Source organism: Leptospira yasudae (assembly GCF_003545925.1).
GTDB classification, from domain to species: Bacteria; Spirochaetota; Leptospiria; order Leptospirales; family Leptospiraceae; genus Leptospira; species Leptospira yasudae.
Genome location: NZ_QHCU01000006.1, coordinates 73,307 through 93,767, shown reverse-complemented (window position 1 = coordinate 93,767; position 20,461 = coordinate 73,307). Strand labels below are relative to the sequence as shown.

The 20,461-nt window shown below is 46.5% G+C and carries 21 protein-coding genes; 7 read left to right on the top strand and 14 right to left on the bottom strand.

Going from position 1 to position 20,461, the window contains the following annotated elements:
- Window positions 1-37: 37 nt before the first annotated feature.
- The 9 genes from DLM76_RS16795 to DLM76_RS16755 all read right to left on the bottom strand — a co-directional run bounded on the left by DLM76_RS16795 (window position 38) and on the right by DLM76_RS16755 (window position 6,259).
- The gene (locus DLM76_RS16795; protein ID WP_118957127.1) at window positions 38-493 is read right to left on the bottom strand and encodes a TraR/DksA family transcriptional regulator; all 456 of its coding nucleotides are present in this window, start codon (window positions 491-493) and stop codon (window positions 38-40) included.
- A 17-nt stretch (window positions 494-510) separates the two neighbouring features.
- Entirely contained in the window at window positions 511-675 is a 165-nt protein-coding gene (gene rpmG / locus DLM76_RS16790) for a 50S ribosomal protein L33 (RefSeq protein ID WP_002998847.1), read from the bottom strand.
- A 210-nt stretch (window positions 676-885) separates the two neighbouring features.
- On the bottom strand, window positions 886-1,527 hold the full coding sequence (locus DLM76_RS16785; RefSeq protein ID WP_118965898.1) for a hypothetical protein: 642 nt from the start codon (window positions 1,525-1,527) through the stop codon (window positions 886-888).
- On the bottom strand, window positions 1,524-2,249 hold the full coding sequence (locus DLM76_RS16780; RefSeq protein WP_118957129.1) for an LA_1694 family PerA/PerB upregulated protein: 726 nt from the start codon (window positions 2,247-2,249) through the stop codon (window positions 1,524-1,526). The genes DLM76_RS16785 and DLM76_RS16780 overlap by 4 nt, the downstream gene beginning before the upstream one ends.
- Window positions 2,240-3,664 (bottom strand): LIC10707 family hydrolase, encoded by a 1,425-nt coding sequence (locus DLM76_RS16775; protein ID WP_118966083.1) that lies wholly within the window; start codon window positions 3,662-3,664, stop codon window positions 2,240-2,242. The genes DLM76_RS16780 and DLM76_RS16775 overlap by 10 nt, the downstream gene beginning before the upstream one ends.
- 19 nt (window positions 3,665-3,683) lie before the next feature.
- Window positions 3,684-4,241 (bottom strand): LIC_10705 family lipoprotein, encoded by a 558-nt coding sequence (locus tag DLM76_RS16770; RefSeq protein ID WP_429946433.1) that lies wholly within the window; start codon window positions 4,239-4,241, stop codon window positions 3,684-3,686.
- An 81-nt stretch (window positions 4,242-4,322) separates the two neighbouring features.
- Entirely contained in the window at window positions 4,323-4,892 is a 570-nt protein-coding gene (locus tag DLM76_RS16765; RefSeq protein ID WP_118965896.1) for an LIC_10705 family lipoprotein, read from the bottom strand.
- A complete protein-coding gene (locus DLM76_RS16760; RefSeq protein WP_118965895.1) occupies window positions 4,889-5,554 on the bottom strand; it encodes a hypothetical protein in 666 nt (221 codons plus the stop codon). Before DLM76_RS16760 ends, DLM76_RS16765 begins: the two co-directional genes overlap by 4 nt.
- 15 nt (window positions 5,555-5,569) lie before the next feature.
- Window positions 5,570-6,259: a hypothetical protein gene (locus tag DLM76_RS16755; protein WP_118966082.1), complete on the bottom strand. Its 690-nt coding sequence runs from the start codon at window positions 6,257-6,259 to the stop codon at window positions 5,570-5,572.
- A gap of 1,030 nt (window positions 6,260-7,289) precedes the next feature.
- Here DLM76_RS16755 and DLM76_RS16745 point away from each other — a divergent pair.
- Window positions 7,290-8,384 carry a helix-turn-helix transcriptional regulator gene (locus DLM76_RS16745; protein WP_118957133.1) on the top strand — a complete coding sequence of 365 codons (1,095 nt, stop codon included), beginning with the start codon at window positions 7,290-7,292 and terminating at the stop codon, window positions 8,382-8,384.
- On the opposite strand, the gene DLM76_RS16740 is transcribed toward DLM76_RS16745, so the two are convergent.
- The 5 genes from DLM76_RS16740 to DLM76_RS16720 form a co-directional block, all read right to left on the bottom strand.
- Window positions 8,381-8,647 (bottom strand): hypothetical protein, encoded by a 267-nt coding sequence (locus DLM76_RS16740; protein ID WP_118965894.1) that lies wholly within the window; start codon window positions 8,645-8,647, stop codon window positions 8,381-8,383. The genes DLM76_RS16745 and DLM76_RS16740 overlap by 4 nt on opposite strands.
- 267 nt (window positions 8,648-8,914) lie before the next feature.
- The gene (locus DLM76_RS16735) at window positions 8,915-9,868 is read right to left on the bottom strand and encodes a bile acid:sodium symporter family protein (protein ID WP_118965893.1); all 954 of its coding nucleotides are present in this window, start codon (window positions 9,866-9,868) and stop codon (window positions 8,915-8,917) included.
- Window positions 9,869-10,066: 198 nt separating this feature from the next.
- Window positions 10,067-11,224 carry an aminotransferase class V-fold PLP-dependent enzyme gene (locus tag DLM76_RS16730; protein WP_118957136.1) on the bottom strand — a complete coding sequence of 386 codons (1,158 nt, stop codon included), beginning with the start codon at window positions 11,222-11,224 and terminating at the stop codon, window positions 10,067-10,069.
- Between the two features lie 8 nt (window positions 11,225-11,232).
- Window positions 11,233-12,117 carry a ferritin-like domain-containing protein gene (locus DLM76_RS16725; RefSeq protein ID WP_118957137.1) on the bottom strand — a complete coding sequence of 295 codons (885 nt, stop codon included), beginning with the start codon at window positions 12,115-12,117 and terminating at the stop codon, window positions 11,233-11,235.
- A 62-nt stretch (window positions 12,118-12,179) separates the two neighbouring features.
- A complete protein-coding gene (locus DLM76_RS16720; RefSeq protein ID WP_118965892.1) occupies window positions 12,180-12,806 on the bottom strand; it encodes a lysoplasmalogenase in 627 nt (208 codons plus the stop codon).
- 86 nt (window positions 12,807-12,892) lie between these two features.
- Here DLM76_RS16720 and DLM76_RS16715 point away from each other — a divergent pair, with 86 nt between their 5' ends.
- The 6 genes from DLM76_RS16715 to DLM76_RS16690 all read left to right on the top strand — a co-directional run bounded on the left by DLM76_RS16715 (window position 12,893) and on the right by DLM76_RS16690 (window position 20,352).
- Window positions 12,893-13,882 carry a TerC family protein gene (locus DLM76_RS16715; RefSeq protein ID WP_118957139.1) on the top strand — a complete coding sequence of 330 codons (990 nt, stop codon included), beginning with the start codon at window positions 12,893-12,895 and terminating at the stop codon, window positions 13,880-13,882.
- A gap of 88 nt (window positions 13,883-13,970) precedes the next feature.
- Window positions 13,971-15,851, top strand: coding sequence for a methylmalonyl-CoA mutase family protein (locus tag DLM76_RS16710; RefSeq protein WP_118965891.1), 1,881 nt, complete (start codon window positions 13,971-13,973; stop codon window positions 15,849-15,851).
- Entirely contained in the window at window positions 15,848-18,046 is a 2,199-nt protein-coding gene (gene scpA / locus DLM76_RS16705; RefSeq protein WP_118957141.1) for a methylmalonyl-CoA mutase, read from the top strand. Before DLM76_RS16710 ends, scpA begins: the two co-directional genes overlap by 4 nt.
- Before the next feature lie 14 nt (window positions 18,047-18,060).
- Window positions 18,061-19,113 (top strand): methylmalonyl Co-A mutase-associated GTPase MeaB, encoded by a 1,053-nt coding sequence (gene meaB / locus DLM76_RS16700; RefSeq protein WP_118957142.1) that lies wholly within the window; start codon window positions 18,061-18,063, stop codon window positions 19,111-19,113.
- Window positions 19,114-19,415: 302 nt separating this feature from the next.
- Window positions 19,416-19,790 (top strand): LIC20211 family lipoprotein, encoded by a 375-nt coding sequence (locus DLM76_RS16695; protein ID WP_118966081.1) that lies wholly within the window; start codon window positions 19,416-19,418, stop codon window positions 19,788-19,790.
- Window positions 19,762-20,352 (top strand): hypothetical protein, encoded by a 591-nt coding sequence (locus tag DLM76_RS16690; RefSeq protein WP_118957143.1) that lies wholly within the window; start codon window positions 19,762-19,764, stop codon window positions 20,350-20,352. The genes DLM76_RS16695 and DLM76_RS16690 overlap by 29 nt, the downstream gene beginning before the upstream one ends.
- The last annotated feature ends 109 nt before the right edge of the window (window positions 20,353-20,461 follow it).

The following is a 20,461-nucleotide window of genomic DNA, read 5'->3' as shown; positions in this document are numbered from 1 at the left end:
AAAGGTTGAAATTAAAGAATCGAATCCAAGAACGAACTCAGTCGTCCATCGAATCCATGTCGGATGGGATTTTGTAAGCGCCGGTAAGACTTCCAGCGTTGCTTTTGCGGGAGAATCCCTTTCCTTTAGAAAGAGTTTCCGCAAATTCCACGGTGTAACGAGTCCATGGGATCGCTTTCAAACGTGCGATCGGAATTTTTTTACCGGTTCCTTCGCAGATTCCGTATGTGCCGTCTTCGATTTTTTCTAAAGCGACATCAATTTCGCGGATCGTTTCGATTTCCGCTTCGGAAAGAACCGAGCTTAAGGTCTCTTCGTTGATTTCCGAGGCGATATCGGCGATATCGCCCATTTCTTTCAGGCCGGACGGTCTGCTGTTGTCTTCCCAGTGGGCATACTTTTCCAAGAGAGCGTTTTTTCTCTCGAGGAGAAGCTCTGAAATTTCTTGAAGAGCTTTTTTGTCGTATGCCGGTGCCGGTTTTTTTGCAGTCATCCTGTTACCTGGAAATCTTAGACCTTAGTTTCCTTGTATTCGGTGTGTTTTCTACAAAATTTGCAGAACTTTTTAGTAACCAATTTTTCAGTTTTGGCTTTTTTGTTCTTAGTAAGAAGGTAGGTGCTTCTTCCTTTGGAACAGCCTGGTTCCTGACAAACGAGCTTGATAATTTCTCTCATGGCGCTACTGTCTCGATTTCAATAAATTCCTCATCAGTAGACGGGATAACCCGCACTTTCAGTCCAATTTGTTTGAAAATTTGGAAAGAAAACCCCAAAAACGGCCGTACTGGAGGTTGTATTCTGCTAGAAAATGGGAGAGGGCTGAAAAATCAAGGAGGATTAGGGAAAATTCTCGAAAAAGAAAAGGTTTTTGGAATTTGGGATATTTTAGCGGCAATCGGAATAGCGGATTCCATTGCTTTGGGTAACGGTTTGGACGGAGACGCTTCTTGTTCGGGAGAGGTCCATCAGTTGGGGAATCGTGCTTTTTTCACAGGTCCATCGCGCGGTATTTCCCTGAACATCGAGGTTGCCACAACCGCCGACATAGGATAGATTGCGCCAAACCATCACATCCAGATTCCGAAACAACATTTTCTGCGCCGTTCCTTTGGAGTAATGAACGATTCCGATTTTGTAAGAATTCTCCCCAAGGAAACGATACGTCCATTCATACTCCGGTTCCGTCGGATCTAAGTTTACATTAACTCCGAGAGTCTCCGGTATGACCGCAAGATGGAGAGAGAAGGAGACGTTAGTCGCGTTGTCTTGCACCGTCCCAGAAAGAAGATCGAGATGCCCCACTCCCGGTCCGGGAACATTGAGAAAACCGGCTTTGACATCTTCTCGATCGTCCGTAAAACTCCAAGAATTTGCCGAATACGGACTTGGCTCGCATGGCAGCGTTGCCGTCGTTAAAAACAAAAGCGTCGCATAGTTTTCGGAGATCGGTTGATCCTCCGTTCCGGCAGAACAGTCTATCAGTGCGAAAAGAATCAAAGAGAAGGAAAATACGTTCTTGAACATCATTGTTTCCAAGGACAAATCGGATAACCGCTTCCGTTTTGATGGGCGCATGTGATACCCCGCAGAAGAGATCCGTTCTTTATGTTTTGTGTAAGAGCGATCAGATTCGGATTAAAATTTAAGTCGTTCATACAAGCCGGAGTCGTTGCGGGAATGAGCGATAGCTCCGCTTCGAGACCGTCGAGTTGAGATACTTCTTCCGAGTTGAGCAATCGATTGAAGCCTCCGCCGATATAGGGAGCCGTTTGCAATCCGAGTTCCTTGCAGCTTTTCTGATTTGTGAATTGAAACTGGGATTCCACATTTGCACCGTCGAATCCGAACGAGTCTTTCCAGAGCATCGAAGCCGGTGGCTGCAAATTGGAATATTTTAGAAATAAGGGCGCAGTTCCCGCCGCACAATTGGAGAAGTTGATGCTGATAAAGGTAAGATCGTCCCTTCGGTTCTGCAAGGTAGTCTGCGTTTTAATATTGTTGAAAAAGTCGAGATTGCATCGGTCCTTTTCCAATTCGTAACAGGTCGTAATCTTGCCGCTTGCGATCTGCGTACTGACAAGACAAGCCTTGATCGTAGGAACCTCCGGCTTGGGAGTTACATGCAATTGCCCTTCGATCAGGGCGAGTTGCAGACTCGGGTTGGATGCGCTTTCTTGAATACAATCAAACTGGAATGTGCAAACCAAAAGCCAGAACGGTAGAATGCGGAGTTTACGGTCTACCAGCATTTTCCGGTGAATAGGCAGATCAGGATTAGGATGTCGATGGGGAGCGGATCGACTTGGACCGGCTGAGGAGCTTGTTCTTCCGGTAAAGGGGTTACGACAGTATCGTCGCCGGGAATGGAGACTGCTCCGTTGTATTTCGGAGGGCCGTTCTGCAGGGAGTTGTGCCAGCCGAGTTCCGTGACTTTGGCGGCTAAGGCTCCCGCCCATACGGTGTAACCTATGTAGTTCAAATGGCCGACTTGATCTTGGTATAACCAAGGATTGGCGACCCAGCATTGACCGAACTCAAAACAGTCTCTCTGACGAAGGAAGAGATGATACATGGGGAGGAAATGAACTTTACCGTATTTACTGTTTACTTCCGCCACGGTTTGTTCGAGCTGACCTTGGGAAAAGAGCATTCCCAAACTCGTAACCATGCTGATATTGTTTTTGATTGTGTGCAGCCAAGTCCAGTACCAATCATCTTGGCCCGTGGGCGAAGTCCCCGTATTTTGAATTTTTATACGCAGAATTCCTAATTCTTCGATTCCTGTCTGAATTTGGATCGTCGCTAAAGCATTGTTATACGCTTGTTTGATTCCGATAATCGCTTGGACGAAATCTCCGTGAAGTTCGTTCATATCGATCGGTATGTACAACAACCCGAGCCATCCGAAAGGAAGTACGGCGATTGCGGCCGCCTGTACTTCTTGCAACATGGCCCTTTGCTGTTCTTCGTGCAGTTTGTTCATATTGTATGAGAACAATCCATCCGGATGCGTTGCAAGCGGCGTAAAATAGCTGTTCGTATTTCCTAACGTCGGGCTATAAGATAAATTCGGAAAATTTCCCATCACCAATACGTTCTTATCTCGCCTCGGATTTCGTAATTGGTAGAGAATGGACTTTGTATTGAAGGCGACTCTCCCGACTACGGCGCTGAATTTCCAAGGCATGAAGGTCAGCATGATGGAATTGTGCCAGAAATCGTTCCCTCCGATTTCAAAGGCTACGTTGGGAGCTGTTTTGAAGTTGAAGCGTCTTGGAGCGGTCCTGGCGCATTCGGAAATCAAAGTATAAACGTCGTATGTCGTATATCCGCCTACAGCCAAATTTTGCACATTCCATGACACACTAAAATTCATTAGGGTTAAGTATTTGTCCCAACCGAAATAACCATAGCCGCCTTGATTTACAAAATCACCTAAGCTGTCTCCATACATAGTTAGAAAAGTTCTATTCGGTTCAAAGGATTCTGGATTGGAATCGTCAAACTGAGTGTTGCAATTAGAGGTCTCTATAAAGTATTGTACTGTGTGCGTTGAATCTGGAAGAACGGATGTAATGTTGTTCTTATCCGCAAAAATAGGAAAAGTAGAAAGTAAGAATAGACAAATAAAGAAAAACGTTTTAGTAAATCTCTTATGAATCATTTTTATATCCTTGTTAATATTAATGAGCATTCGGAGGGTCTTGCGATGCTGGAGTTGTAAATGTGATTGTCCCAGATCCTGAGATAGCTTTGATTTTAGTAAAAAATCCCGATCTCGTTTTAGGGAATGGTGGAATTTTCAAACTTATATAGATATTTTCTAATTGGCCTGATGCACCAGAGTCTCCCGTAGCACGATAATCGTCTGGACTGAGACCACAAAGAGGACTTACTAATCTAATTTCTTGGCCAGGGGCCTCTTGAATTGTAAATGTAAAAAATTCGGAAGAAAACCCAGTGTAGGTTCCATTTAATCTTGCCCTGTTATCGAAGATATAAGTATCTCCCGCTTGCATAAACCTTGTATGGGTGCCCGGTTCTAAGATCGGAATCTGATCCGTGGGCGGACAAAATTGATTGAAGTCTAGGTTGGGAACAATGAAGAAAAAGCCGTAGGTGAGTAAAAAATTATTGTCGATGCCTGCGGTGGTTCCTCGATCAAAGTCGGGTTGTTTGAGGTTCTCGCAATTCCAAATTGCTAAAATGGAAATACTCAAAACTAAAGCTTTCTTTAACATGATCATTCCTTTCGATTTTATTGTAGCAGTATGTAATAAATTCATTATTCTTTTTCCTTTTTAAGTTTTCGTTTTAAAGTATTATTGCGGAGGGTCTTGCGCGCTCGGCGTAGTGAATGTAATGGTTCCAGAGCCAGAAATTCCTTTAAATTTAGTAAAGAATCGAGAGCGATTTGCTCCGAACGGAGGTGTTTTCAGTCCAATATAAACATTTTCTAGCTGATTAGGAAGTCCTGTATCTTGCCTTGCTTGATATTCAAATGAGCTTGCTCCACATTCTAAGCTCACTAGTTGTACTTCTTGACCAGGATTTTCTTGAAATATAAATGTAAAGTATTCGAAAAGGCTTCCGGGATTGAATGCATTCAATCTCGCTCTGTTATCAAAAATATACGTATCCCCCGCTTGCATGAAACGTGTATGAGTTCCCGGTTCCAAGATCGGGATCTGATCCGTTGGCGGACAGAATTGGTTGAAGTCTAGGTCAGGAACAATAAAAAACAGTGAATAAAAGGCAGTAAATTCTCTGTGATATTGGGCAACACTGTTGTCATTCTCCAAAAGGTCGCAATTGGATCCGATGCAACAAGCTATTCCAATCAAAATCAGTTTACGAAATAAAGAAATCCTCTCAAAACAAAGCCTCTTCATAACGAAGTAACTCCCCTCTTGATCAACTCTTCATTTACCTTTTGTCGGATCGCCACGGCCTTGGTTCTACTCATGTTGAGAATTGAAATCGGAATTCCGTTCGGAGTATTGCCGTAGTCGATCATAAATCGAATCATTACAAGACTGAGCGTGAAATTCTCCCGCACCTTGATCAGTTGAGGAACGGTCATGTTTTTGAGATCGCCTTCGATTCTCCCGTAAAATGCGTCGGCGGCGAGGCTTTCTCTTTGTAAGACTTGTTGTTCGGTGCTTGCGACGGATACGTTGTAGGATTGTCCTTTGAGTTCTGCGTCCACCTTCGCTTCCAGTTCGGCGTCGGTGAGTTCGCGGTTGAATAATACTTCTTTAGAAGCCGCAGAGGATTCTTTTACGAATTTTTGATCGAGTTGTCCGTTTTCATTCATCGTTCGAAAAGATTCTTCGATTGCGGCTCTTTCGTTGTCGGAGATAGCGGGCAAGGTGGCGAGAGGAGAGCCGGCGGGCGGCGTAGGGATTCCGAGATTTTCCGGAGTATACGGGGTTACGTTGGCGGTGAACAAAGGCGGCACTTTCCCCGAGTTCGATTTGATACAGTTTGTAGCGGAGGATAAGAATATAATAAAAATGATATATTTAAATTTGAGAATATTTTTTGCGTGCATGCTGTTTTTGTCCTTTCAAAAATTGTGAGTGATTCCAAATTGAATGTTGGTGATTCCGGAAAGAGGTGATCTAGGGTCGATCGCTTCGGAGATCGGTCTCAATTCCCTTTCCGGAATTTGCAAGTCCTTGTAGTTTTCGTTTCTGCCAAAACGAATATAAGCCTTGATCGCAGTAAATGTGAAAAATCCGACCGTAAGACCGGCGATCATTTGATAACGTTGATACGAATTTTGGAAGGCGCGTTTTTCCCGGTCGTTAAACCCGGAATAGGAATTTTTCAGTGAACTGTTCTGTTGCGCAGCGTCCGCGTATGCCGCCGCAGTCAAAAGTAGAAGACCGATTTTGATCCAAAGAGTGAATGAATCTTCGAACTTTCCGTTTGTGGGTTTGTTTTCTTCGGGAAATCCCCTCCACTGTTTGTCGGCGGAAGCGTTGAAAAAAATCAGGGATTCCATTGCGCTTCGAAACGCGGACGAATCCTTTATCTTTTTATAATATTCTTCCGACACGAAGTCGATAGCTTGATCTTTGGGAATTTTTTTGCCGATCTTCTCGCTTCGGATAAAATAAAAATCCTGAAACTCGCTTACTTCTCCCTGAAGCGCCGCTCCGCGGTTTAATAAAAGAATTCCGCTGCGATAGGAAGAACCTGCAATGTTTGTTGGTTTTGCCGTTTCCGAATACAAAGAAGCTGCGGCCAACATAAGAGTCCCGATCGCGAGCCGTTTGCAGAATACGATCCTTAAAACCACCGCACTGCCTCGGCATCGACCTTGAGATTCGAAATCGATTTGCCTTTGATTTCCTTAAATAAAATCCACTTTTTCCCTTGGATTGTTTGTACCGAATACGCTACAAAACGGATTTTTCTTCCTTCGAGAAATGTAGGTGGATGCGGGAGAATTTCTGCGGTGGATGCGAAGGAAAGATCCTGTTGAGGCTCGGTTTTCTTGGCGAAGGGCTTCTCGTCTTGGACACACCTATTGGGGGCATTCGGACGCGTTTGCAATGCTTCAAGCGAAAGGAGGAATAGATTTACCAGTAGGGATACGGTGAGAATTGCGATCCATAAGACGCTTTTCTTTGGGATCTGTGAGAAATAATTCATATAATTGCTCTACATTTTATACTTGAGGCAATCATTTTGAGAAACCGTTTCGAAAAAAGTGTTTTTAGACTTATTTTTTTTAAAAATACGTTATGTGTGTTTTAATTTTTGAACCAAACCATCGTGTGAGCGGATCTGATTACCGAGTAGGTTTGCTGGTTTGAGTTCCCACAACGTTATGGGAAATCTTCGTAGGGGCGCGGAATTCCTATTCCTTTGAACGCCGTTCTACCATCCGAAATAAGTTTATCCATTGGGATCCGGCTAAAGTATTTTAGTTCGGTTTGAAACGGGAAATCGAAAGAACGAAAGAGATCGGAGACGGAATATAGTCTTAGATTCGTTAGTAGGAATTTCGATGGGAATTTGAGGAACTTGCCCAAGGGCCGTACCAAACCGATAGAAATATAGATAGGACTATTCGTAAATCGATCAAAGTAAGATCTTGTAAGCATCCAGAAAAAGAAATTGAAACGCCTTGTTTAAAGGATTCGTCTATCAATAAAAAATTGAAAATCCCCTTGAAAAATGGAATGAAATATGGCCCGAACCTCGTCAATTTGAGTTATTACTAGAGCGGTTTCGATTTTCTTTTCCCATTTTACCGTTTCAAAACAGATACAATCTTGGAAATTTTTTTCGTAGTCCCGATCATGGCGGCAATCGCCAACGTAAGTTGTTTAATCGAAAACGTACGCAGGGATCATCCCTTTCACAAACTGATGACCGCGTTTTATTTGGCGATCGGGTTTCAAAATTTTAGTACCGCCGCAATGTGTCTTTCTCCGAATGAAGACGTTTCGATCGCGTGGTGGATTTTTCAATGTCATTCTTTTTTTATTCTCGCTCCCATCTTAGTGGGAATGGCAAGTTTTTCAACGGGCCGAAAAATTTTGAATCCTTATACGTGGACTACGTTGATCGCAGCAATCATCGTTGATTTTTTAGCCTCGTCGATGCCTCGCTTTTTTATCGGCGGGTTTAAATTGTTGTCCTTCGGTTTGTCTCCGTTGATTTCACCGGTCGGCGCCGCTTTGGGAGTGGGAGTTCATCTTCTTTCCTTGTGCATTTGTATTTATTTATTTGCGCGTCCGGTTCAATGGAACGTCTTCTTTGAACGGAAATTTTTTATCAGCGTTTTTCTTTTGTGGTGGTTCGCTCTCTTTGCCAATCTTTTCCCGATGCACGGTATCAACTTGCCTCCGTTGCATCCCGTTGCGGACGCCGCTCTTTCCGTGACTCTTTCCGTCTATTTAAACCGTTACAACGCGGCCGGTTTCGGTTTCTGGCGGATTCTTGCGAACATTCTGATTTCCATCGCGGTTGGAGTCACGATCGGGATGTTGTTCTGGCCCGTTTTGAAGTCGGTCGCCTATCGCGAGTTATACGTTACCGCGATCGCGGCCTTTAGCGCTTGTTCTTTTATTTCGTTCCTATTATTTCATTCCTTCAAAACGGATTCCATCCTTCCTCGCAAGGAATTCAATTTGGAAGGATTCGGACTTTCCAAACAAGAGATCCGGATCTGCGAATTGCTGGAAGCCGGACACAGCAGAACCTTCATTCAGCTGATCTTGAACGTTTCCAACGGAACTTTGAGAAATCACCTGAAGAATATTTATGCGAAGGTATTGCCCGAATCCAAATCCACCGCAAAGGATCAATTGCAGAGATTGACCATTTTTCTTTCCAAGCAGAAAGAAAATCGAGTTACGACTTAAAGCGACGTCTTTGCCGAATCGGTATGACAAAAGACGCAGTTCTTTTTCAGAACGCCCGGGTTTGATTCGCGCGCATTCCGGTTGAGTTGTATGATTCGCATCATTGCTTCGTTCCCGCAAAGGGACTTCTTTGCAGAGCCGTCCGTTGTCGTCTTATATGCCATCACGACTGCGGTCTCATTTCTTTTCGCTTCCGAGCCGTCTGCGTTGGCGCTCAATCCAACGAATAAAAGCAAGGCCGCGATTCGATTCGTTTGAAACATTCGATTCTATCCATCTCTTTTTGAATCGATTGTAACTCTTGGATGGATATCGTTCAACGCCCAGCTGTCACGGTTTGAAGTTTCGGTTCGTTACATTTGTAATGTTTTTGAAACGATCAGGTTTATAAAGAAAGAAGAGAAATTCCCTTACCCCAAGAAAACGATATTTTGATAAACGGAAAAAGGAATGAGCGTTCCATAAAAGAGAAGGAACCGAGAGCAAATGCCGATTGGAGAAAGGACCGGAACAGCCGATGCCGAAAATCCTTAGCGAACATCCTCGTCCGGTTTGGATTTTCTCCAGAAAGCGGCGAGCAAACTTCCGATCAAGGAATGCACCAAACTGGAAATCGCGGCGGGTATGGCAACCAACGGGTCCGGAAAATTATTTCTGGAAAGAACGACTCCCAATCCGGAGTTTTGCATGCCTACTTCGATGGAAATCGTTCTGGAAGTTTTTTGTTTTCGGATGAAAAGCCAGGAAAGAATATAACCGAAAAAGAATCCGGACGAATGCAGACCGACCACGGCTACGATCAATCTTCCGGCCGACTGAAGAATCTTTTCTCTTCCCGCTCCCAAGATCGAAGATACGATCATCGTAATGAGAAGAACCGCGATCAACGGAGAAACCGTTTGGATTCTTTTGGAAATTTCCGGGAGATAAAAGTTGAGCAGAACACCGAGCGCGACCGGTAAAATCACGACTTGGAACGTATCCAAAAATAGCCCGCTCGCCGACGCTTCCACGCCTTTTCCGATGAGCAAGAGCGTCAAAAGCGGGGTCATAAAAACCGATAGAATCGTGGAAGACGCGGTCATCGAAACCGATAAAGCAAGATCCCCTTTTGCGAGATAGGTGATTACGTTAGACGCAACACCTCCGGGACAACAAGATACAACGATCAATCCGGTCGCCAACGGCGCGGGTAAATCGAGAAGAATTCCGATTCCCCAGCCGGACAGAGGCATCACCGTATATTGCAATATGACCCCTGCCAGCACCGGGACCGGGGTTTGAAAAACGTCTCGGAAGTCCTGGGGTAAAAGAGTGATTCCCATTCCGAGCATCGTAAAACCGAGCCCGTACGTGATCCAAGGCCCGGTAAACCAAGTAAACCATTGGGGAAAGAAAAAGGACAGAACCGATCCGGTTATAACCCAGACCGGGAATAGCAGCGTGCCGATTTCTCCGATTTTCCGCAGTCGGGTTGTCTTCATCGAGGTTTAGGATTACACGGAAGGGTTTTTGCAAGAGTTCCGACAAGAATCATAGTTTCTACTTGCAAAAAGTATGATTTTCTGATAAAGAAAAATTTGCTGTGATTTTTCCGCCACCCACCCCTCCGCCCAAAATCAGGGTGGGGCGCGCCTTTTACTAAAAATCGTTGTACTACCGACAAATAGATCCTCGGACAATCAGCCCGGAAAACTTCCGAGAAGTTCCACAACCCGATCGAGCTGATCTTTTCGGTTATAGATATGCGGAGAAAAACGAACCTTGCCCAATCGAAGCGCGCACATCACTCCGTTCTTCTTGAGATAGGAAACGAGTTCATCCATCGGAATTCCTTCCTTGTAACCGACCACGATTCCGGTTCTGTTGTCCGGAAAATGATCGAGTTCCATTTGGAATCCGACGTTCTTCATTCCTTCGGAGAGGTAATCCGCAAGCTCGTAGATTCTTTCCATGACCGAATGAAATCCGATCTTGTGGAGCATTTCCAGCGTGGATTGAAAGTAAACCCAATCAATAAAGTTGCCGCTGGAAATTTCGTAACGATCCGCTCCCGGTTTGAGTTCCGCCCGATACGGTAAATACACTTCGTCGTTGACCACGGAACCGGTTCCTTTAAACGGAAATGCGAGCGTGTCGATACGGTCTTGTTGGATGTACAACATTCCCAAACCCAGCGGACCCAAGAGCCATTTCCAAGCGGGGAACGCGATGTATTTCAACTTCATTTTACGAACGTCGATGGGAACAAGTCCCACACCTTGCGCTCCGTCTAACACGAATTCGATGCCCTTCTCGTCCAAAAACGTTCCGATTTCTTCCAAAGGAAACGGCATTCCCGTGCACCAGTGAACCGCCGAAAGGGAGACGATTTTGGTTTTAGGTCCGACGGAGGACTTAACGTTCTCCAGAAACTGATCGGGCGTGGTTGCCATCGGAATGAATCCCAGGTTTACGCCCTTCTCTTTCCAATGTTCCCAAGGATAAATATTGCTCGGGTATTCGTTTTCCAACAGGAGAATCTCGTCTCCCGGTTTCAGTTGAAAACCGAGTGAAAGAAAGTTCATTCCTTCGTTGGTGTTGTGGATGACGCACAGTTCTTCCACGTCGCAGTTGATGAGTCCCGCCACGATCTTACGAATCGCATGTTTTACGGAAGCGTATTTACGGACTTCGGTAAGTACTCCCTTGCGGGCGTATCCTTCCAAATATTCTCCGACCGTTTGGATCGTATTCACATTGCAGGGAGTCGTCCCGCAATTGTTCAACCAGATCATCTCCTGATTGACGGGATACAGATCTTGGATTTCTTTCCAATCGGTGATCGTGGTGGGCTGCATGAAATCGATTACCTTTTCTTCTTAGCCTTTGCCGCGGTTTTCTTTTTCGGAGCCGCTTTCTTGACGGTCTTCTTAACCGCCTTTTTCGGTTTTGCCGCCGCTTTTTTCACTGCGGCTTTCTTTTTAGGCGCAGCCTTTTTCGCAACGGGTTTGGATTTGCTCGCCGCCTTTTTCGGTGCGGGAGCCGCTTTCTTTGCGGACGCCGTAGACGCTGCGGGTTTTGCAGCCGGAGTCGGTTTTGCTACGGGCGCCGGCTTAGCGGCAGGAGCGGGTTTGGAAGCGGGCGCCGCGGCCTTCGGTTTCTTCGGAGCGGACGCGGTCTTGGAAGGTTTGGATTCCGCCTTCGCGACTTCTTCCGCTTGTTCGTCCCAAAAGAACGTTCCTTGTTGTCCCGAACCGGATTGATCCAAGCCGTTCAATTCCGTTTCCAGAAGAGACTGATAGTTGTGATTGTAGTCCTTGAGTTTCGTGAAAAGAGATTTGATGTTCACGTCGTCGAACTTGTTCGCGAGTTTTTCATAGAAAGAAACCGCATTCTCCGCTTCGCGGATCGCCAGTTCGAGCGCTTCGTGCGCGTCTCTTGTCCCCGGACCCGAAATGGTTCTCTCCACCTTGTTCATCAGTTTTTGAAGAGTCGTCTCGTGAAACTTATGAATCGCTGTGAGTTGTTTCAAGTTCGGGAGTTCCGATCCTTCCGCTTGTTCGTACAACTCCGTGATGAACTTGATATGATCGTCCACTTCTTCCGCGAGTCTTTCGAAAAGTTCCTTTGTGTCACCGGGAGGAAGCTTTTCATACGTACTCATATAAAATTCGAAGTAATCTTTTTCGTGTTGGATCGCGGCCGCTACCGCTTCCAAAAATGTCGTTTCTTTTAAAGGTTTAATATTCATAATAAGATTCCTCCCGATTTCTTAGCTATCTTAGTTATGTTACAGACTGAATCAATAATTATTTAATTTTCTTCCACGGATTCATAGATGAGGAACTGCGCGGCGTAGTACGTCAGCATGATCCAAGTTCCGATCAAAGGAATCGGAAGTCCCGCGAACTTCCCCATCGCGATTAGACTGTCCGAAAGAATAAAAAGAGAGGAACCCGCAAACGATTTCCAATATTCCGCTCTCGGACATTCTCTGGCGGACGCTCTCCAACCCATCACGCAGATCGCGGAGACGTACGCCGCGACGGGAATATAAAGCGAACTTCCGATTCCCGGAAGAATCCAAGTGTAGAAAGAAATTCCGAACGCAAAGTACGGAATCAGCCGAACGAGGTTTACCGGATTTCCCACGGAGAATCCGATCGAATATAAAATCTGCGCTACGAGAAACGATCCGAGTCCGAAGACGAAATAGTTTCCGGGAAGACCTAAAAACGTATCTCCGAACAAGGAAAAGATCAAGCCTACGAAGATGTATTTTCCGGAGCGGTCCCTCCACTTGCCTTCCAAGAAAGAAAAGAAAATCAAAATGAGAATCGGTATGACTTTGGTCGCCAATTTGAGAGCGACTTCGCCCGGAAAAAAATAGGAAACGAGCAATTGAATCAAAGCGGTGATCGAAAATAAGAGTAAAATCATCTGAGCCTTCTTTCTGGGAATTGGGATTGTAATTTTGTACAGAGCTACGATTCTGTCATCCAAGAATCGGAAAACATAGAGGGATTATGGGATATTGGAGTTCGGGAGAATTCGTCTTAGTCGTTATCTTCACGGTGGTTTTAGGTCTTCTCGTTTATCTGGATCTCTTCGTTTTAAACAAAAGAGCCCACAAAATTCCTCTCCGAGAATCCGTTTACTGGTCTCTCTTCTGGTTCAGTCTCGCGATTTCGTTTAGCATTTTGATCTACGTGATGGATCAGGCTCCGAACGATCCGGAGCGCGGTAAAACGAAGGCCCTCGAATTCATCACCGGATATCTTTTGGAATATTCCCTTTCGGTGGATAACCTCTTCGTCTTTATCATGATCTTTCAGAAGTTTCGGATAACGCCTCAGTATCAACCTCTGATTTTGAAATGGGGAATCATCGGCGCGTTGATTTTCCGCGCGATCATGATTTTTATCGGCGCCGGATTGATTTCTCAGTTCAACTGGATTCTCTACTTGTTCGGAATTCTTCTTCTTTATACCGCCGCGAAGATGTTCACGCATCAGGAAGACGAAGACTTTCATCCGGAATCTTCTCCCGTGATCAAGTTCGCGAAAAAGTTTCTTCCGATGAGTCAGGCGCACCATCCCGAAAAGTTCGTCGTGACCGAACACGGAAAGTATGTGTTTACTTCCACCTTCATCACTCTGCTCATTGTTGAGTTCAGCGATATCATGTTCGCGCTCGATTCGATTCCCGCGATCTTTTCGATCACGACGGATGCGTTTATCGTTTATACTTCCAATATCTTCGCGATCCTCGGACTTCGTTCCCTGTATTTTATGCTTTCAGGCGTGATGGAGCTGTTTATCTTTTTGAAACGGGGCGTTAGCGTTCTTCTCGCGTTCGTAGGAATCAAGCTGTTGCTTCCGCTTTTTTCGCCGTACGTTTTCGGACACGAGGTTCACATTCCGATTTTGGTTTCTTTAGGAGTGATTGTGGGAACTCTTACGCTTTCGATTTTGGCCTCGATCCCCCATTACCTCAAAACCAAAAATGAGAATTGAGGACGGGTTTTTGACTTTACACGCCAGTCTTGCAGGGTTCCCTAGAAAGAGAGCCTTGTAAAAGTCTCGATCAAAGAGAAAAAATCAAATGGCAGACCAGAAACTATTTACGGACTTCCCGCCTGTCACTCGGGAATCCTGGATTGCACTCATTCAAAAAGATCTCAAGGGCGCCGACTTTGAGAAGAAGTTAGTTTGGGAAACCGCGGAAGGGTTTAAGATCCAACCCGTTTATACCAAGGACGATATCGCCGACAAACAATGGCTGACTTCCAATCTTCCCGGAACCTTTCCGTTTGCAAGATCCACACGCAAGCTCGTGCAGGATTGGAGCATCCGTCAGGACTTCGATTCTCCGACGGTGGCCCAAGCCAATCAACTCGCCAAAGAAGCGGCGGCCAACGGAGTTACGGCGATCGGATTTATCATCGAAAATAAAACGACTCCGCAACGCGGAATTCCCGTAAATTCTTCCAAGGATCTGGAAGCGCTGATCGACGGACTCCCCTTCGATCAGGTGACGCTTCACTTTATCGCGGAAGAACGTTCACCGGAAATTTTCTCTTGGCTTCCGAAGGGCAAGGTTCTTGTCGGAGGACTTGGATACGATCCGTATCGAATTCTTCTCAAACACGGAAGATCGGGAAAACATTCCATCGCGGGTCTCAAAGAAATTTTAGAAACGTTCGCTTCCTCTTGGCCGCATTACAGAGGTTTGTCGGTGACCTCCTCCACGTTCCGGGACGGCGGCTCCACGATTTCGGAAGAACTCGCGTTTACATTGGCGGCCGCGGCGGAATACGTGCAACAACTTCGAGAAGCGGGAATGTCCGTGGATACGATCGCTTCCCAGTTGATGTTCGAATTCTCCATCGGACCGGATTACTTTTTGGAAATCGCAAAGTTCCGCGCCGCGAGAATTCTTTGGTCCGAAATCATCCGAGAATTCGGCCCCAAGGAAGAATCTTCACAACACGCATTTTTAAGCGCGCAGACATGCCGTTACAATTACAGCGCGTATGATCCAAACGTGAATATGCTTCGCGCTACGACCGAGGCGATGTCCGCAGCGATCGGCGGTTGCGAAGTGATCAGCGTTTCTCCGTATGACAGCGTGTTGAAAACGGGCGATTCCTTCTCTCTGAGAATCGCGAGAAACATCCAGCTTCTGATGAAGCACGAATCGCACGTGGACAAGGTGGTCGATCCCGCCGCAGGTTCGTATTATCTCGAATCGCTCACCGATTCGATCACCAAAAAGGCTTGGGAAATTTTCTGCGAGATCGAATCCGCGGGCGGATTTCTCGAAGCCGTCAAAAAAGGAATCCTTCAAAAGAAAATTTCCGAGTCCCGAAAGAAGAAAGAGGAGAATCTCGCGAACCGTAAGGAAATTCTTCTCGGAACCAATCAATATCCGAACGGAGAAGATCGGGTTCCCGAACTCAATCAAAGCAAAACGTTAGGCGATATCGAAAGCGTGGCGGGCGAAATCGTTTGCGAAACGATCGCCGAATTTAGAGCCGGTGCCGGAATCGAAGAGATCCGTTTGAAAACGGAAGCCTATGCGAAGAAGTCGGGTAAAACTCCGACCGTCCTTCTTTTGCCGATGGGCGATCTGAAGATGAAAAAGGCGCGCACGATCTTCTCCCAAAACTTTCTCGCTTGCGCGGGAACCAAGGTCGTCGATCCGGGAAGTTATTCCACTCCGGAAGAAGCCTTGCAAGGTTTGAAAGAAACGAACGCCGATGTCGTGGTCTTCTGCACGAGCGACGAAGAGGTCGTGGGTTTTGTGGATTCTACCTTTGCGGTTTTGAAAAAACAATACCCGAATTTAATCGGAATCGTAGCGGGAAATCCGACGGAACAAATCGATTCTCTGAAATCCAAAGGGATCGAATTTTTCATCCACGTCAAATCCCAACATTTAGAAACTCTGAAGTCCATTCAGAAAAGGCTGGGCATCCAATGAAACGTCCGAGTTTTGACCCAAAACGTTATGCGCCACAGGAAAACGGAAAGATTTCCAAATCCGATTGGGAGAAGTCCGCACTCGGTGATTTAGGGTTTACTTCCATCGAACAAACCCTGTGGAATACTCCCGAAAAAATTCCCGTAAAACCGGTTTATACCGCGGAAGACATCGCAAAGATGGAACACCTCGACTACGCAGCGGGAATTCCACCGTATTTGCGCGGTCCTTATTCCACGATGTATGTCCAACAACCTTGGACGATTCGTCAGTACGCGGGTTTTTCCACAGCGGAAGAATCCAACGCATTCTATCGTAGAAACTTAGCCGCTGGACAAAAAGGCCTTTCGGTCGCCTTCGACTTGGCGACTCACAGAGGATACGATTCCGATCATGAGCGCGTGGTCGGCGACGTCGGTAAGGCCGGTGTTGCGATCGATTCGATCCTCGATATGAAGATTCTCTTCGATCAGATTCCTCTGGATCAAATGTCCGTATCGATGACGATGAACGGAGCGGTGATTCCTATATTAGCGTTTTATATCGTAGCCGCCGAGGAACAAGGTGTCAGCGCCGATAAACTCTCGGGAACGATTCAGAACGACATTCTGAAAGAATTCATGGTGCGGAACACGTATATTTATCCGCCTTCTCCTTCGATGAAGATCATCGCCGACATCTTCAAATACACTTCGGACTTTATGCCCAAGTTCAACTCGATCTCGATTTCGGGGTATCACATGCAGGAAGCGGGGGCTACGGCGGACATCGAACTCGCCTACACTCTCGCAGACGGTCTGGAATATCTCAGAACCGGGATCAAAGCGGGAATGGACGTGGATACGTTCGCTCCTCGTTTGTCTTTTTTCTGGGCGATCGGAATGAATCACTTTATGGAAATCGCAAAGATGAGGGCCGGACGTCTTCTCTGGGCGAAACTCGTAAAACAATTCAATCCTAAGAATCTAAAGTCTCTCGCACTCAGAACCCATTGTCAGACTTCGGGTTGGAGTTTGACCGAACAAGATCCGTTCAACAACGTAGCAAGAACTTGCATCGAAGCATTGGCTGCGGCTCTCGGCCACACGCAATCGCTTCACACAAACGCGCTCGACGAAGCGATCGCGCTTCCGACCGACTTCTCCGCGAGAATTGCAAGAAACACGCAGATCTTTCTCCAAGAAGAAACGAACATTCATCGTGTCGTCGATCCTTGGGGCGGTTCGTATTACGTGGAATCTTTGACGCATTCTCTCGCGCACCGCGCTTGGGAACTGATCGAAGAAGTCGAGAAGTTGGGCGGAATCGCAAAGGCGATCGAAACCGGAATTCCGAAAATGAGAATCGAGGAAGCCGCCGCCCGTAAACAAGCCAAGATCGATTCCGGAAGAGACGTGATCGTCGGAGTCAACCGATACAAGGCGAAGGAAGAAAAGCCTTTAGACATATTAGATATCGATAATACTGCTGTCCGCGAATCCCAGATCCGCCGATTGCAGGAACTGAAGAAAAATCGAAACAACGCCGACGTGACTTCCGCTCTCGAAGCGATCACGAAATGCGCCGGAGGCGGGGAAGGAAATCTTCTCGCGCTCGCGGTGGACGCGGCCCGCAAACGCGCGACGCTCGGCGAAATTTCGTACGCTATGGAAAAAGTATTCGGAAGATATCAAGCTACGATTCGTTCGATCTCGGGTGTGTATTCCTCCGAAATCGAAGACGATCCTGATTTCAAACGAGCGAAAACCCTTTCGGACAAGTTCGCTACTTTGGAAGGGCGTCGTCCGAGAATCATGGTCGCCAAGATGGGACAGGACGGACACGACCGAGGTGCGAAGGTGATCTCCACAAGTTTTGCGGATATGGGATTCGACGTCGATATAGGACCTCTCTTTCAAACTCCTGCGGAAGCGGCCAAACAAGCCGTGGAAAACGACGTGCATATTCTCGGAGTTTCGAGTTTGGCGGCGGGTCATAAAACCCTCGTTCCGCAAGTCATCGGCGAACTGAAAAAACTCGGAAGAGAAGACATCATGGTCATCGCGGGCGGAGTGATTCCGCAGCAGGACTACGACGTTCTTTATAAGGCGGGAGTTACGGGCATCTTCGGACCGGGAACGAAAATTTCCAAGGCCGCCGCGGATATTCTGGAACTTCTCATTCAAGATTTAGAAACTTCTAAAGTAAACGCCTAAGGGAAGAATCGTCTTTGAGTTCTGGAGAACAATCGGGGATTCCTTCGAGCGGAGGAATCCGATCCACCGGAATTTCCAGAAAGGCTCTTCCATCCGCGGAAGCATTCGTAAAAGGAATTCTCGCCGGGGACCGCGTAATGCTCAGCCGTGCGATTACGCTCGTCGAAAGCGCTCGTGCCGATCACCAAGAACTCGCGGAAAAAATCATAGACGCATGTCTTCCTCATTCCGGTAAATCGATCCGCATCGGAATCACGGGCATTCCCGGAGTCGGAAAAAGCACGTTCATCGAGTCCTTCGGGATGCATACGATCTCTCAAGGAAGGAAGTTGGCCGTGCTGACCATCGATCCTTCGAGTCAAATCTCGGGAGGAAGTATTCTCGGAGACAAAACGAGAATGTCCGAACTTTCCCGAAACGAATCCGCGTTCATCCGCCCTTCTCCCTCCGGAGATTCGTTAGGCGGAGTTGCGCGTAAAACGAGAGAAACGATTTATCTCTGCGAGGCCGCTGGTTTTGATACGATCTTCGTCGAAACGGTCGGAGTCGGACAATCCGAAACGGCGGTTCATTCCATGGTGGATTTGTTTTTGCTTCTTCTCATCGCGGGAGCCGGAGACGAATTGCAAGGAATCAAACGAGGCATTATGGAAATGGCGGATTTATTCGCCGTAACCAAAGCGGACGGAGACAACAAAATAAGATCCGAGGCTACGAGAATTGAAACTCAATCCGCGATTCACTTTTTTCCATCGCACGAAAATGGTTGGATTCCCAAAGTTCTTTCCTGTTCTTCTTTAACCGGAGAGGGAATCGGAGAAATTTGGAAGCAAATCGAGGAATATGAGAAAACCGTAAAGTCCAACGGAACCTTCGAGATTCGAAGAACGAATCAGGCCAAGTATTGGTTGGAAGAAACCGTTTCGGAACATTTGATGAGCGATTTTTATACACGTATGAAGGATTTATACGCGGATCTCGAAGACAAAGTTAGTCGTCATCGAATCAGTTCCTTTCAAGCCGCGGAGAAGTTGATCGCGGAATATCGCAAACGGCTCCAGGGTTAGGTTTTTTCGGACCTTCTCAAGCGGGAATTTGTTCCCGAAATCATCGCCACTCGCCTTTAAAACCTCTTTTTTCGAATTCTATTTTTTCCAAAAACGGAACTTTTTTTCTATGAGATTGTCATTCCTTTCGGAAAATGAAGAATACAATTTATCAAAAGGATTCGATCCGATTCGCATAGGAAAAAATTTATTCTTGCATGTGTATCTGACAGATAGTATCTGGTAGATATACTGTTCTTGGGACACAAAAACAAAAAGAACGTCTCGGGATTATCAGCGAACTTGGGTTGCAGGCAGGTACCGTGAAAGCTTTTCAAATTCTATCCGTATTTTTGATTTCCTTGATTTTGGCGAATTGCGCGACTTCGTCGGCGGGAATCGCCACGAGTAATATTCCGGTGGCGGACCGCAAATACAAGGTGATCGGTCCCGTTGAAGGTCACAAAACTTGGAACACGTTCGACATGGCGATCATCGGCGTTCCTCTTTCCGAACCTCCGATCGATAAGGTCGTTACCGCGATGTTGACCGAAAAAGAAGCGGACGCTCTCATCAACATCCGTTATTGGACTGATAAATACATTCTTCTTTTCCTCACCATCAACAGGCTGCATATCAATGCGGAAGCGATCAAATTCGAGGATCAAAATGACCAGAACGGTAAAAAAAGAAAATAAGAATCTTCTCATAGGATTCTTTTCCGTTTTGATCGTTTCCCTTCTCGGGAATTGTATGGGCGCGACCTTGTTCGAACCGGGAGGACGCGTACGTTCCCCCGGTATTTACGAATCCGCAACGATCATCCGCACGAGCGGGTACGACATTCTGGAAGAAGCGGAGGGAGAATCCTCCACGTTCTTCGTGTTCGGTTTGATTCCGATCACGAATCCGATTAGCATCGATTATGCGATGAGTCAGGCGGTCCAGAAAGTTCCCGGCGGAAGAAGTCTCGTGGGCATCAAGGTTTGGCACGAAACGCACGTTATGTTTCCTTTGGGAACGGTTTCCGTTTTGAAAGTAAAAGGAAGCGTGATCGGCAATAAGGAAGAATCCGAACGACTGAGATTGGAAGAGCAGCGCAAGAAAGAAACCGCGGAAACGTCCGCTTCCCAATCTCAGGATGAAAATTCCAAATCGGAATCTTCTTCCGGAGGAATCAGCGTAGGCGGCGGAAAACGTTCCTCCAATGCGGGCCAGGAGTCCGGCGGAATTTCCGTCGGCGGGAAAAAGAAGGATTGATATGTTCTTACATCGTTTATTCAACTCTCCGAATGTTTTTTCGAGCCGTCCCTCGGCCGCGGCCAATACATTCCGTTTTTTGAATGTTTTTGGGAAATGCGGCTTTGCG

What these genes read in the sequence shown, in the direction of transcription:
- scpA (WP_118957141.1), top strand. Translation starts at nt 15,848, where the DNA reads ATGAAACGTCCGAGTTTTGACCCAAAACGTTATGCGCCACAGGAAAAC.
- DLM76_RS16735 (WP_118965893.1), bottom strand. Translation starts at nt 9,868, where the DNA reads ATGAAGACAACCCGACTGCGGAAAATCGGAGAAATCGGCACGCTGCTA.
- DLM76_RS16770 (WP_429946433.1), bottom strand. Translation starts at nt 4,241, where the DNA reads ATGTTAAAGAAAGCTTTAGTTTTGAGTATTTCCATTTTAGCAATTTGG.
- DLM76_RS16760 (WP_118965895.1), bottom strand. Translation starts at nt 5,554, where the DNA reads ATGCACGCAAAAAATATTCTCAAATTTAAATATATCATTTTTATTATA.
- DLM76_RS16725 (WP_118957137.1), bottom strand. Translation starts at nt 12,117, where the DNA reads ATGAATATTAAACCTTTAAAAGAAACGACATTTTTGGAAGCGGTAGCG.
- DLM76_RS16765 (WP_118965896.1), bottom strand. Translation starts at nt 4,892, where the DNA reads ATGAAGAGGCTTTGTTTTGAGAGGATTTCTTTATTTCGTAAACTGATT.
- DLM76_RS16755 (WP_118966082.1), bottom strand. Translation starts at nt 6,259, where the DNA reads ATGTTGGCCGCAGCTTCTTTGTATTCGGAAACGGCAAAACCAACAAAC.
- DLM76_RS16775 (WP_118966083.1), bottom strand. Translation starts at nt 3,664, where the DNA reads ATGATTCATAAGAGATTTACTAAAACGTTTTTCTTTATTTGTCTATTC.
- DLM76_RS16730 (WP_118957136.1), bottom strand. Translation starts at nt 11,224, where the DNA reads ATGCAGCCCACCACGATCACCGATTGGAAAGAAATCCAAGATCTGTAT.
- DLM76_RS16720 (WP_118965892.1), bottom strand. Translation starts at nt 12,806, where the DNA reads ATGATTTTACTCTTATTTTCGATCACCGCTTTGATTCAATTGCTCGTT.
- DLM76_RS16795 (WP_118957127.1), bottom strand. Translation starts at nt 493, where the DNA reads ATGACTGCAAAAAAACCGGCACCGGCATACGACAAAAAAGCTCTTCAA.
- DLM76_RS16715 (WP_118957139.1), top strand. Translation starts at nt 12,893, where the DNA reads ATGGGATATTGGAGTTCGGGAGAATTCGTCTTAGTCGTTATCTTCACG.
- DLM76_RS16785 (WP_118965898.1), bottom strand. Translation starts at nt 1,527, where the DNA reads ATGATGTTCAAGAACGTATTTTCCTTCTCTTTGATTCTTTTCGCACTG.
- DLM76_RS16780 (WP_118957129.1), bottom strand. Translation starts at nt 2,249, where the DNA reads ATGCTGGTAGACCGTAAACTCCGCATTCTACCGTTCTGGCTTTTGGTT.
- DLM76_RS16710 (WP_118965891.1), top strand. Translation starts at nt 13,971, where the DNA reads ATGGCAGACCAGAAACTATTTACGGACTTCCCGCCTGTCACTCGGGAA.
- rpmG (WP_002998847.1), bottom strand. Translation starts at nt 675, where the DNA reads ATGAGAGAAATTATCAAGCTCGTTTGTCAGGAACCAGGCTGTTCCAAA.
- DLM76_RS16740 (WP_118965894.1), bottom strand. Translation starts at nt 8,647, where the DNA reads ATGTTTCAAACGAATCGAATCGCGGCCTTGCTTTTATTCGTTGGATTG.
- DLM76_RS16690 (WP_118957143.1), top strand. Translation starts at nt 19,762, where the DNA reads ATGACCAGAACGGTAAAAAAAGAAAATAAGAATCTTCTCATAGGATTC.